The organism is Enterobacter sp. E14S (genome assembly GCF_055666685.1).
Map to the genome: position 1 here is coordinate 306,005 of NZ_JBVODQ010000001.1, position 15,616 is coordinate 321,620.

A 15,616-nucleotide genomic window follows, 5' to 3' on the forward strand; every position below is an offset into this window, starting at 1 on the left:
ATCTTAATCCTTATCAAATCAAAGGGGATTGAGGGTAAATTACTGCGCTTCAGCAGCCCCGTTACCTGTACGGGTGTACAAAATTTTAAAGGTGTCGTTGGCGCAGTGGCCTACCACCTGCGTGCCCGCCTGGTCAGCCTGATCGTTCGGCACAATGCTCAGCGTAAAACCTGATTCAGGCACGCCGTTGTTGATAATTTTCTGCTGAATGTCGCTTTTCACGCGCTCGCAGGAATCCGGTGCCGCCAGCGCGGCCGTTGAGGCACTCATTAACAGCAGGGCGGTAATCCAGGGTAACCGTTTCATCTGTAGCTCCTTTTCTCTGTGTAGAGATTAATTTTAGCAGGCTTCGTGTAAACAACTGTATTTGCTAATATGATTGGGAATAATCTCCCTGTACGGTAATAAATGTGAAGAAATACGCAGCGATAACGCTACTGGCAGCAACACTGGTGGGGTGCGACAACAGCTCCGCGCCGCTGTCGTTTACGCCCGAAATGGCGAGTTTCTCGAACGAATTTGATTTTGACCCGCTGCGCGGCCCGGTCAAAGACTTTACCCAGACGCTGCTCAACGAGAAGGGCGAAGTGTCCAAACGGGTGACCGGCACCGTGTCGGCGGAAGGGTGTTTCGATACCCTGGAACTGCACGACCTTGAGGCCAATACCGGCGTGGCGCTGGTGCTGGATGCCAATTACTATCTTGATGCGGAAACCCAGCAGCGAAAAGTGAAGCTGCAGGGGAAATGCCAGCTGGCCGAACTGCCGTCAGCCGGGATAACGTGGGATACCGACGACAACGGTTTTGTGGTGGCGGCGCACGGCAAAGAGATGGAAGTGAAGTATCGTTACGATGCGGATGGCTACCCGCTGGGCAAAACCACCGTCTCCGGGGATCAGCACCTGTCCGTCCAGTCGACGCCGTCTAAAGACGTTCGCAAAAGAATGGATTACTCGGCAGTGAGCATGTTGAATGACAAGCCGCTGGGCAACGTTAAGCAGAGCTGCGACTACGATCGGCACAATAATCCGGTGAGCTGCGACCTGACGATCACGGACGATAGCGTCAAACCTGCCGTTGAGCACAAATACACCATCAAAAACACGATTGAATACTACTGAGAGTAAAACCGCGCAGGTTACTGCGCGGTCGGTTTCAGCAGGCTGGCGCCTGACGGCTTGTGCCCGGCCAGGTGCTGATGCTGGAAGATGCACATGCGAATGGTATTGCGGTATTCACCGTTGATAAAGAACTCGTGAATCAGCTCGCCTTCCACCATAAAGCCCAGCTTGCGGTAGATATGGATCGCTTTCTCGTTCTCTTTGTCCACAATCAGGTAAAGCTTGTAGAGATTCAGAACGTTGAACCCATAATCCATCGCCAGCTTCGCTGCCCGTGAGGCAAGGCCTTTTCCCTGATGCTCGGGGGAAATAATGATCTGAAACTCCGCCCGACGGTGAACATGGTTGATTTCAACCAGCTCCACAAGTCCGGCTTTTTCGCCTTCACACTCCACCACAAAACGACGTTCACTCTGATCGTGAATGTGCTTATCGTAGAGATCGGACAGCTCAACAAAGGCCTCGTAAGGCTCTTCGAACCAGTAGCGCATTACGCTGGCGTTATTGTCGAGCTGGTGGACGAAGCGCAGGTCTTCACGCTCCAGCGGACGAAGCTTAACGTCGCAGGGCGCCGACATTACGGGGCTACCGTGCGGCCAGTGCGGCGATCCAGGCAGCGCAGGGTGTTTGGCTCCCAGTAGGCGTTGACGTTTGCACTTTGCTGACACTTATCGCGCGCGTCAAAAGCGACATCTTCTTTATCCCACTCTTTCTCAGCACGTTTGTTGACCTTCTGACGAAGGTTACGGGTGTCATTCCATTGTTCTTTGTCCATAGCGGCGTTCTGGCGGCTTTGCGCGCTGTCACCAGACTCAATAATGAGCTTGCTGGTTTCCGCTGTCGCAGAGGCGGCAAAGGCGAACGATGACAGCGCCAGCAGGGCTGTCAGACAAAGGCGTTTGCTTAATGTGGTCATAGCGTTTCCTTTTAAACGGGTGCAGATAATCAAGTTACCCCGAACAGATTCTACACCAAAGCGAAAAGACGTCATACCCGCGGTGCAAGTATGGAAAAGCAAAAGATATCATCAGGTATGATGTCTAAATAAATCCTCACCTGACGTGAAATATGCTCAAAACGACGCTGCTTTTTTTTGCCACCGCGCTTTGCGAAATCATCGGCTGCTTCCTGCCCTGGCTCTGGCTGAAGAAGGGGGGATCCGTATTGCTTCTCATCCCGGCAAGCGTCGCGCTGGCCCTGTTTGTCTGGCTGTTAACGCTGCATCCTGCCGCGAGCGGCCGCGTCTACGCCGCTTACGGTGGAGTCTATGTCTGTACCGCGCTGCTATGGCTACGCGTGGTGGACGGCATCAAGCTCAGCGCGTACGACTGGGCCGGCGCGCTGATTGCCCTGTGCGGCATGCTGATTATTGTGGCGGGATGGGGGCGGGCCTGAGCCCCCGGTTTTGTGATCGTTAGCGGATTTTATGATCATTATACTTGTATGGTAGTCTGGTGGTGGGTAAGTTTCCAGCATCACAACGAATGATGTAAGGAAAGGAATTATGAAGATTGTCGCGGCTGACGTGTTTGTTACCTGCCCGGGGCGGAACTTTGTCACCCTTAAAATCACCACCGACGAGGGGATTGTCGGCCTCGGTGACGCTACGCTAAACGGGCGTGAACTCTCCGTGGCTTCCTACCTGAAAGACCATCTCTGCCCGCAGCTGATTGGCCGCGATGCGCACCGCATCGAAGACATCTGGCAGTTCTTCTATAAGGGCGCCTACTGGCGTCGCGGCCCGGTCACCATGTCGGCCATCTCCGCCGTGGACATGGCGCTGTGGGACATCAAAGCCAAAGCGGCCAATATGCCGCTCTACCAGCTGTTGGGCGGCGCATCCCGCGAAGGCGTGATGGTTTACTGCCACACGACCGGTCACACTATTGACGACGTGCTGGAAGATTACGCCCGTCATAAAGAGATGGGCTTTAAGGCGATCCGCGTGCAGTGCGGCGTGCCGGGCATGAAAACCACCTACGGCATGGCCAAAGGTAAAGGGCTGGCCTACGAGCCTGCGACCAAAGGCGACTGGCCGGAAGAGCAGCTCTGGTCCACCGAAAAATACCTCGATTTCACACCGAAGCTGTTCGACGCGGTGCGCAGTAAATTCGGCTTCAATGAACATCTTCTGCATGACATGCACCACCGCCTGACGCCAATCGAAGCGGCGCGCTTCGGCAAGAGCATTGAAGAATTCCGCATGTTCTGGATGGAAGACCCAACGCCTGCGGAAAACCAGGCCTGCTTCCGCCTCATTCGCCAGCACACCGTCACGCCAATTGCCGTGGGCGAAGTGTTTAACAGCATCTGGGACTGCAAGCAGCTCATCGAAGAGCAGCTCATCGACTATATCCGCACCACCATTACCCACGCGGGCGGGATCACCGGGATGCGTCGCATCGCGGACTTCGCCTCGCTCTACCAGGTGCGCACCGGCTCGCACGGTCCGTCGGATCTCTCGCCCGTGTGCCACGCCGCCGCGCTGCATTTCGACCTGTGGGTGCCAAACTTTGGCGTCCAGGAATATATGGGCTATTCCGAACAGATGCTGGAGGTCTTCCCGCACAGCTGGCGCTTTGATAACGGCTATATGCATCCGGGCGACAGGCCGGGTCTGGGCATCGAGTTTGATGAAAAGCTGGCGGCGAAATACCCCTACGATCCAGCCTATCTGCCGGTGGCCCGTCTTGAGGACGGCACGCTGTGGAACTGGTAAACGAGGAGCGAACGATGAAAAGCGTAGTGATTCAACAGCCGAACGAACTGGTGATTGAAGAGCGGCCACTCCCGGCGCCAGGTGCAGGTGAAGTTCGCGTCAAAATCACGCTGGCGGGGATCTGCGGTTCGGATAGCCACATCTATCGCGGCCATAACCCGTTTGCGAAATATCCACGCACGATCGGCCACGAGTTTTTTGGCGTGATTGACGCCGTAGGCGAGGGGGTCGACAGTGCCCGTCTGGGCCAGCGCGTCTCGGTCGATCCGGTGATCAGCTGCGGACACTGCTATCCGTGTTCCGTCGGAAAACCGAACGTCTGCACCTCGCTGGTGGTGCTGGGCGTACACCGCGACGGGGGCTTCAGCGAATACGCGGCGGTACCCGCTAAAAATGCCTGGCCTATCCCGGATGACATTCCGGATAAACACGCCGTTATGGTGGAACCTTTCACCATCGCCGCCAACGTAACGGGGCAGGCCTGCCCCATCGAGCAGGACGTCGCGCTGATTTACGGCGCAGGGCCGATGGGGCTGGTCACCGTGCAGGCGCTGAAGGGCGTCTATAAGGTGAAGCAGATTATCGTGGTTGACCGCATCGACGAACGCCTGAAAATGGCCCAGCGCAGCGGCGCGGACTGGGTGTTGAATAACGGCGAGCAGTCGCTGCAGGCCGCGCTGGACGAAAGGGGCATCAAACCGACGTTAATCATTGATGCCGCCTGTCATCCGGCGATATTGCAGGAAGCGATTACCCTGGCCTCTCCGGCGGCGCGTATCGTGCTGATGGGGTTCTCCAGCGAGCCGAGCCAGATTGTCCAGCAGGGCATCACCGGCAAAGAGCTGGCGATCTTCTCCTCGCGCCTAAATGCCAACAAATTCCCGGTCGTCATCGACTGGCTGAAAAAAGGGCTGATCGACCCGGAAAAACTGATCACTCATGCCTTTGACTATCACCATGTAACAGACGCCATTGAACTGTTTGAGAAAGACCAGCGGCAGTGCTGCAAAGTCTTGCTCACGTTCGGGCAATAATCCTTTACGCGGTTAAGAGCCTGCGCAGACAGGCTCTATGTGGTACGCATCTTACCCTTCAGAGATAGCCATTATGACGCAAGCACAACCTCAAAGAACCACCTCCGATCTGGTGAAAGCCGCCGTTTCCGGCTGGCTGGGCACCGCCCTGGAGTTTATGGACTTTCAGCTTTACTCGCTGGGGGCTGCCCTGGTCTTTCACGAGATCTTCTTCCCGGAACAGTCAGCCGCGATGGCGCTGATCCTCGCGATGGGGACCTACGGCGCAGGCTATATCGCACGCATTGTCGGCGCCTTTATCTTTGGCAGAATGGGCGACAGCATTGGTCGTAAAAAGGTGCTGTTTATCACCATCACCATGATGGGGATCTGCACCACGCTGATTGGCGTCCTGCCGACCTACGCGCAGATCGGGATTTTTGCTCCCGTTCTGCTGGTGACGCTGCGTATCATCCAGGGCCTGGGGGCCGGGGCTGAGATCTCCGGGGCCGGGACCATGCTGGCGGAGTACGCGCCGAAAGGCAAACGCGGCATTATCTCCTCGCTGGTGGCGATGGGCACTAACTGCGGGACGCTGAGCGCAACGGCGATCTGGGCGGTGATGTTCTTTGCCCTTGACCGTGAAGAGCTGATTGCCTGGGGCTGGCGCGTGCCGTTCCTCGCCAGCGTCGTGGTGATGATTTTCGCCATCTGGCTGCGTATGAACCTGAAAGAGAGCCCGGTGTTTGAGAAAGTGAACGATGCACAAGCCGTGCAGCCGGACACCTCGCTGGGTTCAATGGTGAAAAGTAAATCCTTCTGGCTGGCGACAGGCCTGCGTTTCGGTCAGGCGGGCAATTCGGGTCTGATCCAGACGTTCCTCGCCGGATATCTGGTCCAGACGCTGCTGTTTGATAAAGCCATCCCGACCGATGCGCTGATGATAAGCTCCATTCTTGGGTTTATCTCCATTCCGCTGCTGGGCTGGCTTTCCGATAAAGTAGGGCGCCGTCTGCCGTACATTATCCTCAATATCTCCGCCATTCTTCTCGCGTACCCGATGCTCTCTATCATCGTCGATAAGAGTTATGCGCCGGGGACGATTATGCTCTCTATCATCGTAATCCATAACTTCGCCGTGCTGGGGCTGTTTGCGCTGGAAAATATCACCATGGCTGAGATGTTTGGCTCGCGAAATCGCTTTACCCGCATGGCTATATCGAAAGAGGCGGGCGGGCTGGTGGCGGTGGGCTTTGGTCCGGTACTGGCGGGGATCTTCTGCAATATGACCGGCTCCTGGTGGCCGATTGTCGCCATGCTGGTGGCCTATTCCGTGATTGGGCTGGTCTCGGCGATCCTGATGCCGGAAGTGCGCGACCGTGATTTGAGCGCGGCGCAAGACGCAGCGGAGTCCGCGCCAGAGGAGAGTGTGGGTTACGGCGCGGTCTCCTCGCGACGCTAATGGTTTATAACTTACGTTACCTGTCACATAACTTTATCTTTATGTCACACCACATGAGCAAAAGTTAATATAAATCAAAATTTCAAACGGCAGTATCAGTATGGTTGATGGCAGTTATTTTTTTACCCCAGCTACCATTCTAGTTGGTGTAGTCAGCAGGCGCTGCCGCTTCAGAGGAGCGGCAGCGATCCACAGCTTTCTAATTAACGAGTCTTAATCATGGAAAACACCTTATTACAGGCCAACGCGACGCTGCCTCAGTACGATCGCGACAGTCTTCAACCACGCATTGTTCATCTGGGTTTTGGCGCCTTTCACCGGGCGCATCAGGCGGTATACGCCGACATCCTCGCCGCTGGACACGGCAGCGACTGGGGCTACTGTGAGGTTAACCTGATTGGCGGCGAGCAGCAGATTGCCGATCTGAAGGCGCAGGATAATCTCTACACCGTGGCGGAGATGTCTGCCGACGCATGGACATCCCGCGTGGTTGGCGTGGTTAAAAAAGCGCTGCATGCACAGGTCGACGGGCTGGAGTGCGTGCTGGCGGCGATGTGCGAACCGCAGGTGGCGATTGTCTCGCTGACCATCACCGAGAAAGGGTACTGCCACTCACCGGCGACGGGACAACTGATGCTCGATCACCCGTTTATCGTCGCCGACCTGCAAAACCCGCACCAGCCGAAATCCGCGCCGGGTGTGGTAGTGGAGGCGCTGGCGCGTCGCAGAGCGGCGGGTCTGCCCGCTTTTAGCGTGATGTCCTGCGACAACATGCCGGAGAACGGCCACGTGATGCGCAATGTGACCTGCGCGTACGCCCGGGCGGTAGACGGCGAGCTGGCGGACTGGATCGAGGCTAACGTCACCTTCCCGTCAACCATGGTGGATCGCATCGTGCCGGCGGTTACGCCCGATACGCTGGATAAAATTGAGCAGCTGACCGGCGTGCGTGACCCGGCGGCGGTCGCATGTGAACCGTTCCGCCAGTGGGTGATCGAAGATAACTTTGTGGCAGGACGTCCCAAGTGGGAAAAAGCCGGTGCCGAGCTGGTGTCAGACGTGATCCCGTTTGAAGAGATGAAGCTGCGCATGCTCAACGGCAGCCACTCCTTCCTGGCGTACCTGGGCTATCTGGCTGGCTACCAGCATATCAACGACTGTATGGAAGATGAGAACTACCGCTTCGCCGCGCACGCGCTGATGCTTAACGAGCAGGCGCCCACGCTGAAAGTGAAGGGCGTTGATTTAGGCCGCTATGCCGATCTCCTGATTGCCCGCTACAGCAACCCGGCCCTGCGCCATCGGACATGGCAAATCGCGATGGACGGCAGCCAGAAGCTCCCGCAGCGTATGCTGGACTCCGTGCGCTGGCACCTGGTGCATCAGAAGCCTTTCCCACTGCTGGCGCTGGGCGTGGCAGGGTGGATGCGTTATGTTGGCGGCGTGGACGAGCAGGGTAACGCCATCGACGTGAGCGATCCGCAGCAGGCGGTGATTCGGGCGGCGGTGAAGGGAAGTGCGGAAGGGGAAAGTCGGGTTAACGCGCTGCTCGGCATTGAGGCCATCTTTGGTAAAGAGTTACCGCAGGAGCCGCGCTTCGTTGCTGCGGTGATGGCCGCGTACCGGGCGCTGCTGCAAAAAGGTGCGAAAGCGACCGTGGCGCAGTACGTGTCTCAACGGTAATTCAGCACATGCCGCCGTGAGCGGCGGCATGTCTGCGCACAGCTTAGTGCATTCCCAGGCGAATCAGCTCAATCGGTTCGAATTTACCTTCGCATCCTTCCACTTCTACCGTTTTGCTGCGGCGCACCTGCGCGGCATCCAGCCCGTCGCTGTGGATCGCTTTAATCACGCCGGTTTTGCCCGTGCCGCTAATCATGACGCGGCTGCCGGTGGTGATTGCATTGCGGTTACGGTCGTATGTCATCATGGTATTTTCTCCTCTCTAACCTGTTCGTTACGGCGCTATTTCGGGTTTTGCCGTTCACGGGGCCTATAAATACGCCTGTCCGCGCTTCATGTTTTTGTTTTTGATCAAACTCACACTTTTTTCTTTATTTCGTCGGGCGCTGACGGTTCAGGACGGTAATTTACAAAGTGGACCATTATTTTCATTAATTGATAGTTTCGAGAGGGAAGCGTTGAGGGTTGGTTTATATTCCCGATGTCATCCTGTGTGCAGGAAATAACCCTTCATCGGAATAAGGAGTCAGGCTTATGTATAAGAGCATTTTGATGCCTGTAGACGTGTTTGAAATGGATTTGAGCGACAAAGCGGTTCGCCACGCGGCAAACCTTGCAAAGGCTGAGGGCGCGTCGATTACCCTGGTCAATATTCTGCCAGCCAGCAGCCGGTCTCTGCTGCGCGGGTTCAACGCCGATATAAAAAAGTTTGAAGAGTATATGACCGCAGAATCCGGTAAGAAAATGAACGAGTTAAAAAGACTGTTCGATATCGCCCCAGAGAATATTCACAGCATGGTGCGTTTTGGCAACGTCCGGGATGAAATTATCAAGCTGAGCAAGGAGGGGGAATATGATGCGATTGTCATCGGGTCGAAAAACCCGAGCATCACCACTCATCTGCTGGGTTCAAATGCGGAATCTATTCTGCGCTACGCCACGATCCCGGTGTTAGTCGTTCGCTAATCACGCCGCCGTTCCCGAAAGGGGCGGCGCATATTACTCTTCGCTAAACCACTCGCTATTTTCCTGACGAATCAGCTGCACGGATTCGCTAATTTCCTGCAGATGCAGCGTCATCGCTTTTTCCACACCGTCCGGGTCGCGTTTTTCCAGCGCGCTGAAAATATCATGATGCTGTCGGAGCAGCATTTCCGGCGGGGAGACGTGATCGAGGCTCATATAGCGCACGCGGTCAATGGTGGCCTTGATGTTCTCGATGGTGTCCCAGGCCAGCTGACAATCCGCGATCTGCGCCAGCTTCTGGTGGAATTCATCATCAAGCTGGAAGAAATCATTGAGCTGCTTACGGTCAATCGCAATACGCTGCTGGTGCAGGTTCTGCTCCAGCTGGTAACACTGGTTGTCGTTGATAAGCGTTGCGGCGCGGCGTGCCACCGCGCATTCAATGGCCTGGCGAACGAAACAGCCGTTGCGTACCTGAGAGAGTGAAATTTTGTTCACGTAGCTGCCGCGCTGCGGGCGGATCTGAATCAGTCCGTTTTCAGCAAGCTTAATAAACGCTTCACGTACCGGCTGACGGGAAACGTCAAAACGCACGGACACCTCTTTTTCAGAAAGCGGCGTTCCCGGTGGGATCAGGCAATGGACAATATCACGTCGCAAAATGCGATAGATTTGCTGGTTAACGGGCTGGGTGGGATTGAGTTGCGATTCAGCGGCCATGAGTTGTCATTTCTCAGAGAGTTAGCCTGAACATACTACCATTCTTTTATAACCCGAAACAGACCCGGCCCGCAGGCCGGGAAGGGCAGATTCAGCCACGATGGACGCTAAGTCCGGCAAAACTCTGGCTGACGGGCATCATTTCCACGGTATTGATGTTGACGTGTTTTGGCAGCGTCGCCACCCACCAGACCGTTTCGGTCACATCTTCCGGCGTCAGCGCGTTAGCATTTTCGTAGGTTTTACCCGCTTTCGCGTCATCGCCTTTGAAACGCACGTTGGAAAACTCGGTACCGCCCACCAGACCCGGCTCGATATCGGTGACGCGAATGGCGGTGCCGTGCAGATCGGTACGCAGGTTGAGGCTGAACTGGCGCACAAACGCTTTCGTCGCGCCATAGACGTTGCCGCCCGCGTAAGGCCAGCTCCCGGCGGTGGAGCCGATGTTGATAATGTGGCCGCGGTTGCGCTCGACCATGCCCGGCAGCACCGCGCGGGTCATATAGACCAGCCCTTTGTTGTTGGTGTCGATCATGTTTTCCCAGTCTTCAACGCTGGCTTTGTGGGCGGGCTCCATGCCCAGCGCCAGACCGGCATTGTTGACCAGCACGTCGATGGCGCGCCACTCGGCGGGCAGGTTGGCAATCATCTCTTCAATGGCCGCGCGGTTACGCACGTCCAGCTGCGCGGTCAGGATGCTGTCGCCTAATTCGTCCTTCAGCTCCTGCAGGCGCTCCTGACGACGGCCCGTGGCAATAACCTTGTGCCCGTTGGCGACGAAGCGACGCGTGATGCTTTCACCAAAACCTGCCGTTGCCCCGGTAACTAAAATAATCATCTCACTGTTCCTCAACGCTTTTTGTGTTGTACTAACATAGCACGGCCGCAGAGGGTGCGTTAAGGCAACATTTGTATGACGGCGTTGCAGGGGATGGCGGCCTGGCCTACTCTGGGAGGATACCCGTACTCAGGAGCGAAAGATGACGGCCACGAATCCCTTTTTTGACATCAGCCTGCTGCCTTACCAGGCCCCCCATTTTGATGAAATCAACGATAGCCACTATCGCCCGGCCTTCGATGAAGCGCTTCGCCAGAAGCGGGCGGACGTAGACGCCATTGTGTCCCAAACCGCTGCGCCGGACTTCACCAACACCGTGCTGGCGCTGGAGAAAAGCGGCGCTTTGCTCTCGCGCGTCAGCAGCGTGTTCTTCGCTATGACCTCCGCACACACCAATGCGTATCTGCAGGAGCTTGAGGAGCAGTTCTCCACCGAGCTTGCCGCGCTGGCAAACGACATCTGGCTGAATGACACCCTTTTCGCCCGCGTGGAGAGCGTCTGGCAGGATCGTGCCGCGCTGGACGCCGAATCCCGTCGGCTGGTCGAGGAGACGTATCAACGGTTTATTCTGGCCGGTGCGCGTCTCAATGAAACGGAAAAAGCCGAGCTGAAGGCGCTGAATACCGAGGCGGCGACCCTGACCAGCCAGTTTAATCAGCGACTGCTGGCTGCCGATAAGACGGGCGGGCTGGTGGTGGATTACGCGCACCAGCTTGACGGGCTCAGCGCCAGCGAGATCGCCGTCGCGGCGCAGGCTGCCGCGGAGCGAGGGTTAAACGATCGCTGGCTGATCCCGCTTCTGAACACGACTCAGCAGCCCGCGCTTTCCGCGCTGCGCAATCGTCAGACCCGTGAAAACCTGTTCAACTCAGGCTGGACGCGCACCCAGAAAGGGGATGAAAACGACACTCGCGAGCTGATCCTCCGCCTTACGGCGCTGCGCGCCCGGCAGGCCCGCCTGCTGGGCTTTGACGATTACGCCAGCTGGAGTATCGCCGACCAGATGGCGAAAACCCCGGACGCCGCTCTGGAATTTATGCGCGGCATTGTGCCCGCCGCCCGTGCCCGTGCTGAGCGCGAGCAGGCTGATATTCAGAAAGTCATCGACGACGAGCAGGGTGGTTTCACCGTGCAGGCCTGGGACTGGGCTTTTTATGCCGAGCGCGTGCGTCAGGCAAAATATGCCCTCGATGAATCGCAAATCAAACCCTATTTTGCGCTCAATACCGTTTTGCACGACGGCGTATTCTGGGCCGCAAGCCAGCTGTTTGGCATCCGCTTTGTGGAGCGCTTCGATATCCCGGTGTATCACCCTGACGTCCGCGTCTGGGAAATTTTCGACCACACCGGTGAGGGCATGGCGCTGTTTTACGGCGACTTCTTTGCCCGCGATTCCAAGCAGGGCGGGGCCTGGATGGGGAATTTCGTCGAGCAATCCTTCGAGCTTGCTGCCCGTCCGGTGATTTACAACGTCTGTAACTACCAAAAACCGGCTAACGGCGGCGTCGCGCTTCTCTCCTGGGATGACGTGATCACCCTGTTCCACGAGTTTGGCCATACGCTGCACGGTCTGTTTGCCAGCCAGCGTTTCGCCACGCTCTCCGGGACCAATACGCCGCGCGATTTCGTTGAATTCCCGTCGCAGATCAACGAACACTGGGCCAGCCATCCGCAGGTGTTTACCCACTACGCCCGCCATTACGAAACCGGTGAACCGATGCCGGACGCGCTGCGGGAAAGCATGCTCAACGCGACCCATTTCAACAAGGGTTATGACATGACGGAGCTGCTGGCTGCCGCGCTGCTGGACATGAACTGGCACGGGATCAGCGAAGCCGTTTCGGGCGTAGACGCGTTTGAAGCGGCTGCACTGAAAAAAGAGGGGCTGGATCTGCCCGCCGTACCGCCGCGCTATCGCAGCAGCTATTTTGCCCATATTTTCGGCGGCGGCTACGCGGCGGGATATTACGCCTACCTGTGGACGCAAATGCTGGCGGACGATGGCTATCAGTGGTTTGTCGAACAGGGCGGTCTGACTCGTGAAAACGGGCAAAAATTCCGCGAGGCGATTTTGTCCCGTGGTAACAGCACGGATCTGGCTGAACTGTATCGCAACTGGCGTGGGCACGATCCGAAAATTGAACCGATGCTGGAAAATCGCGGGTTGAGCGAATAGAGTCAGTCTCGTCAGAAAAAAGAACCGGGCTTTACGCCCGGTTTTTTTATAGGCTCCAACGTGTTTGTAACGTCTTCTGCAAAAAAAGTTTTAATACGCGTTATTTATAAATAAAACAGGTGTGATTAAAACTTACTTCGAACAGTATATTTAATTAACCGGGGTTAGGCTTTAAATGAATTAATGATTAATAGTTTGTTCTGGATTGTAAAAATAAAAAGCCTTTAGCTTCGGATTTTAGCTATAAATTTTTGTTATTTTGTGCCGATAAATGAAAGTGGCATAAAAATCGACGTAGTAGCAGTTAAGAAGGCGAAAGATGACCCTACCTCTGAACAATCCGGGCTTCACGGATACCGAGCCTTCTAAAGGCCTGATAAATAAAACCTTTACCTATATTGTAACGTTGTTGATAAGTATTTTTATTGCGGCAATAATTTCCCTGCTAATAATAAAAGATAATGTGAATGAAATCAGCGACAAGCACGATGAATTTTTGTTAAGGAAAGCCCTGGAGACCCGCCAGGAGAGCATGCGAAGTCATTTGAAAGATAATGCCGAGTGGGGAGATGCCTACAAACATCTTCATCTGAACAATGACGTTCACTGGGCATGGGATAAGCAGAATCTGGGTAAGTCCCTGTATGATAACTTTGGCTACGAAGGGGTGTTTGTTCTCTCTCCGGAAGGGAGCACGCGATACAGCGTGGTTGACGGGAAGCTGAAGCTTCAGGAGCTGGAGCGCTGGTTAGACAAATCAACCAAAGACCGTTTACTCCATAAGTTGAGTATAAAAAAGGGAGTGCCGGTTTCTGTGCTAGCGCTTATCGATTCCGTGCCGGCCATTGTTTCAGCGCAATGGATAACGACGGGCGATGATGCGAGCGTGCAAACCATGCCTGGAAAACCTTCGACAATGGTGTTTATAGACAAGTTAACGGCTAAAAAACTCCTCACGATTGGTCAGGATGACGGCATCCAGAACGTTCGTACTTCATCTGATCCAGCCACTTCTCAAATAAATAATCAGACGGAATTTACCTTAAGCACCCAAAATGGGGATGTGCAAATTATCTGGGACGGTGAAAATCCCGGCCAGGCGTTAATAATTTATTTTTTGCCATTACTCATTCTCTCCGTCGTTCTGACGGTATCGATGACGGTGATATTAATGCGCCATATTATGCACAAGGCGAGAATGCTTGACGAAAATACGTTTCTCCTCGAGCAGGCGCGGTTGAATCTTATTACAAGTGAAAAACGATTTCGGGACGTCAGTGAAACAACCAGCGACTGGTTCTGGGAAACAGATTTATCGTTAAGGATAACGTGGCTATCGGGTCGTTTTTCTACAATAACGGGATATGAAAATAGCAAATGGATAGGCCGCAGGTTGGATGAACTCTTTCCGGCGACAAGCGGATTATCACATGACTGCGCCGGGCAGCGGGATTTAACCGAACGCTTTGAATTTAAAAACTGTCCTTATACGAACGCGCAACAAACCACGTCATATTGCACGCTTCTGGCAAAGTTTTCTGCTCAGCCTGATGGAACGGTGGTGTTGCGAGGCGCGGCAACCGACGTCTCTCAGGAAGTAGAAGCAACAAAACGCGTGGAGTTCCTGTCACGCCATGATGAATTAACCGGTCTGCCGAACCGGTATCATATTAAGGAATTTCTGGCTGGCCAGTTGGCGAAAGAAGACCTTAACCATTATCCCTTTGCCATGATTTGCCTTGATTTAGACAAGTTTAAGCCCGTCAATGATATTTTCGGGCACTCCACCGGCGATGCCCTGCTTGGCGAGGTCGCTTCACGTCTTAAAAATTGCGTTCGTCGAGGTGATTTTGTCGCACGGCAGGGAGGGGATGAATTTATGCTTCTCCTCGGCAACACCAGCCAGCAAGACCAGATTGAGGAGGTGTGTCGTCGTATCGTGCAAGAACTTAACCGTCCTTTCGCCATTGAGGGCAATGATGTGGCGATAGGCGTAAGCATGGGCATTGCGCTGGCTCCCCGGGATAGCAGCAGCGCAAACGATCTTCTACGCTACGCGGACATTGCGCTGTATCAGGCGAAACAATCCGGCAGAAACCGATGGGTCTATTATCGCCCGGATATGTCGGAAAAGTTGACTGAACGCAGGAAACTGGAATTAGAACTCAAGACCGCGATTCGCGAAGAACAGCTCTACCTGGTTTACCAGCCGCGTTATAACCTCCGGTATTCTAAAATTGAGGCCGTCGAAGCGCTGGTACGCTGGCAGCACCCGGTTCGGGGGACCATAATGCCCGATCAGTTTATCCCGCTGGCAGAAGAAACCGGGCTGATTATTAGCCTGAGTAACTGGGTCATACGAAAAGCCTGTACGGAGACGAAAGACAAATTGCCGGGATTATCGGTCTCCGTCAATATTTCTGCTATCGAATTCCAGGCAAGCGATCTTGCCGAAAGAATAAAAGAGATCCTTCACGAAACGGGGCTTGAATCCAACCGGCTGGAAATTGAAGTGACTGAAAACGTTACGCTTTCCGACCCGGAAAAAACCTTGCAGACCATGAAGTCTCTCAAAAAAATGGGCGTCCGCATTCTGATTGACGATTTCGGTACCGGCTATGCCTCTCTGAGCTATCTGCGGAAGTTTCAGTTTGACGGGCTTAAGCTCGACAAGAGCTTTATTTTTACCCTCGGTGACTCGCCGCAGAACCAGTCAGTCGTGGAGAAAATTATCGACCTGGGGAAAGCCTATTCCATGGCGGTAACCGCAGAAGGGGTGGAAACCGTCGAACAGCTGACTTTTCTGAAAAAAAATAAATGTGATGAAGTTCAGGGCTACCTGCTTGGAAAACCGGCCGCCATTACGGACTTAAATTTAAACGCCAACAGAGTAAATCTCTAAATCGCGCTTTCACTCA

The 15,616-nt window shown here is 54.8% G+C and carries 15 protein-coding genes; 9 read left to right on the forward strand and 6 right to left on the reverse strand.

Going from position 1 to position 15,616, the window contains the following annotated elements:
- Positions 1-39 precede the first annotated feature (39 nt).
- On the reverse strand, positions 40-306 hold the full coding sequence (locus ACZ6J2_RS01495) for a DUF1161 domain-containing protein (RefSeq protein ID WP_029739394.1): 267 nt from the start codon (positions 304-306) through the stop codon (positions 40-42).
- Positions 307-410: 104 nt separating this feature from the next.
- Between ACZ6J2_RS01495 and ACZ6J2_RS01500 the strand changes: the two genes are divergently transcribed.
- Positions 411-1,121 (forward strand): YnfC family lipoprotein, encoded by a 711-nt coding sequence (locus ACZ6J2_RS01500; protein ID WP_033145401.1) that lies wholly within the window; start codon positions 411-413, stop codon positions 1,119-1,121.
- A 17-nt stretch (positions 1,122-1,138) separates the two neighbouring features.
- Here the strand turns inward: ACZ6J2_RS01500 and speG are convergent, their stop codons facing one another.
- Entirely contained in the window at positions 1,139-1,699 is a 561-nt protein-coding gene (speG, locus tag ACZ6J2_RS01505) for a spermidine N1-acetyltransferase (RefSeq protein ID WP_023311549.1), read from the reverse strand.
- Complete coding sequence (locus tag ACZ6J2_RS01510; protein ID WP_023335541.1) at positions 1,699-2,037, reverse strand: DUF1283 family protein; 339 nt, start codon at positions 2,035-2,037, stop codon at positions 1,699-1,701. Before ACZ6J2_RS01510 ends, speG begins: the two co-directional genes overlap by 1 nt.
- Positions 2,038-2,189: 152 nt before the next feature.
- Here ACZ6J2_RS01510 and ACZ6J2_RS01515 point away from each other — a divergent pair, with 152 nt between their 5' ends.
- The 5 genes from ACZ6J2_RS01515 to ACZ6J2_RS01535 all read left to right on the forward strand — a co-directional run bounded on the left by ACZ6J2_RS01515 (position 2,190) and on the right by ACZ6J2_RS01535 (position 7,998).
- Positions 2,190-2,516, forward strand: a complete 327-nt coding sequence (locus tag ACZ6J2_RS01515) for a YnfA family protein (RefSeq protein WP_111966763.1) — start codon at positions 2,190-2,192, stop codon at positions 2,514-2,516.
- Positions 2,517-2,625: 109 nt separating this feature from the next.
- Complete coding sequence (gene manD / locus ACZ6J2_RS01520) at positions 2,626-3,840, forward strand: D-mannonate dehydratase ManD (RefSeq protein ID WP_032657497.1); 1,215 nt, start codon at positions 2,626-2,628, stop codon at positions 3,838-3,840.
- 14 nt (positions 3,841-3,854) lie between these two features.
- Positions 3,855-4,874 (forward strand): Zn-dependent oxidoreductase, encoded by a 1,020-nt coding sequence (locus ACZ6J2_RS01525; protein WP_471724583.1) that lies wholly within the window; start codon positions 3,855-3,857, stop codon positions 4,872-4,874.
- A 73-nt stretch (positions 4,875-4,947) separates the two neighbouring features.
- Positions 4,948-6,315 (forward strand): MFS transporter, encoded by a 1,368-nt coding sequence (locus tag ACZ6J2_RS01530; RefSeq protein ID WP_471724584.1) that lies wholly within the window; start codon positions 4,948-4,950, stop codon positions 6,313-6,315.
- Positions 6,316-6,534: 219 nt separating this feature from the next.
- On the forward strand, positions 6,535-7,998 hold the full coding sequence (locus tag ACZ6J2_RS01535; RefSeq protein ID WP_471724585.1) for a mannitol dehydrogenase family protein: 1,464 nt from the start codon (positions 6,535-6,537) through the stop codon (positions 7,996-7,998).
- 43 nt (positions 7,999-8,041) lie between these two features.
- Here ACZ6J2_RS01535 and ydfZ read toward each other — a convergent pair whose 3' ends face one another.
- Positions 8,042-8,245, reverse strand: coding sequence for a putative selenium delivery protein YdfZ (ydfZ, locus tag ACZ6J2_RS01540; protein ID WP_014883679.1), 204 nt, complete (start codon positions 8,243-8,245; stop codon positions 8,042-8,044).
- A gap of 287 nt (positions 8,246-8,532) precedes the next feature.
- Here ydfZ and ACZ6J2_RS01545 point away from each other — a divergent pair, with 287 nt between their 5' ends.
- Positions 8,533-8,964, forward strand: a complete 432-nt coding sequence (locus ACZ6J2_RS01545; RefSeq protein ID WP_029739402.1) for a universal stress protein — start codon at positions 8,533-8,535, stop codon at positions 8,962-8,964.
- A 33-nt stretch (positions 8,965-8,997) separates the two neighbouring features.
- On the opposite strand, the gene ACZ6J2_RS01550 is transcribed toward ACZ6J2_RS01545, so the two are convergent.
- Together ACZ6J2_RS01550 and ydfG are read right to left on the reverse strand one after the other, a co-directional pair.
- Positions 8,998-9,684, reverse strand: coding sequence for a GntR family transcriptional regulator (locus ACZ6J2_RS01550; protein WP_023311557.1), 687 nt, complete (start codon positions 9,682-9,684; stop codon positions 8,998-9,000).
- A 91-nt stretch (positions 9,685-9,775) separates the two neighbouring features.
- Entirely contained in the window at positions 9,776-10,522 is a 747-nt protein-coding gene (gene ydfG / locus ACZ6J2_RS01555) for a bifunctional NADP-dependent 3-hydroxy acid dehydrogenase/3-hydroxypropionate dehydrogenase YdfG (RefSeq protein ID WP_023311558.1), read from the reverse strand.
- Positions 10,523-10,664: 142 nt separating this feature from the next.
- On the opposite strand from ydfG, the gene dcp reads away from it, so the two are divergent.
- Complete coding sequence (gene dcp, locus ACZ6J2_RS01560) at positions 10,665-12,698, forward strand: peptidyl-dipeptidase Dcp (protein ID WP_471724586.1); 2,034 nt, start codon at positions 10,665-10,667, stop codon at positions 12,696-12,698.
- 319 nt (positions 12,699-13,017) lie between these two features.
- Positions 13,018-15,600, forward strand: a complete 2,583-nt coding sequence (locus tag ACZ6J2_RS01565) for a bifunctional diguanylate cyclase/phosphodiesterase (RefSeq protein WP_471724587.1) — start codon at positions 13,018-13,020, stop codon at positions 15,598-15,600.
- Positions 15,601-15,616: the final 16 nt, after the last annotated feature.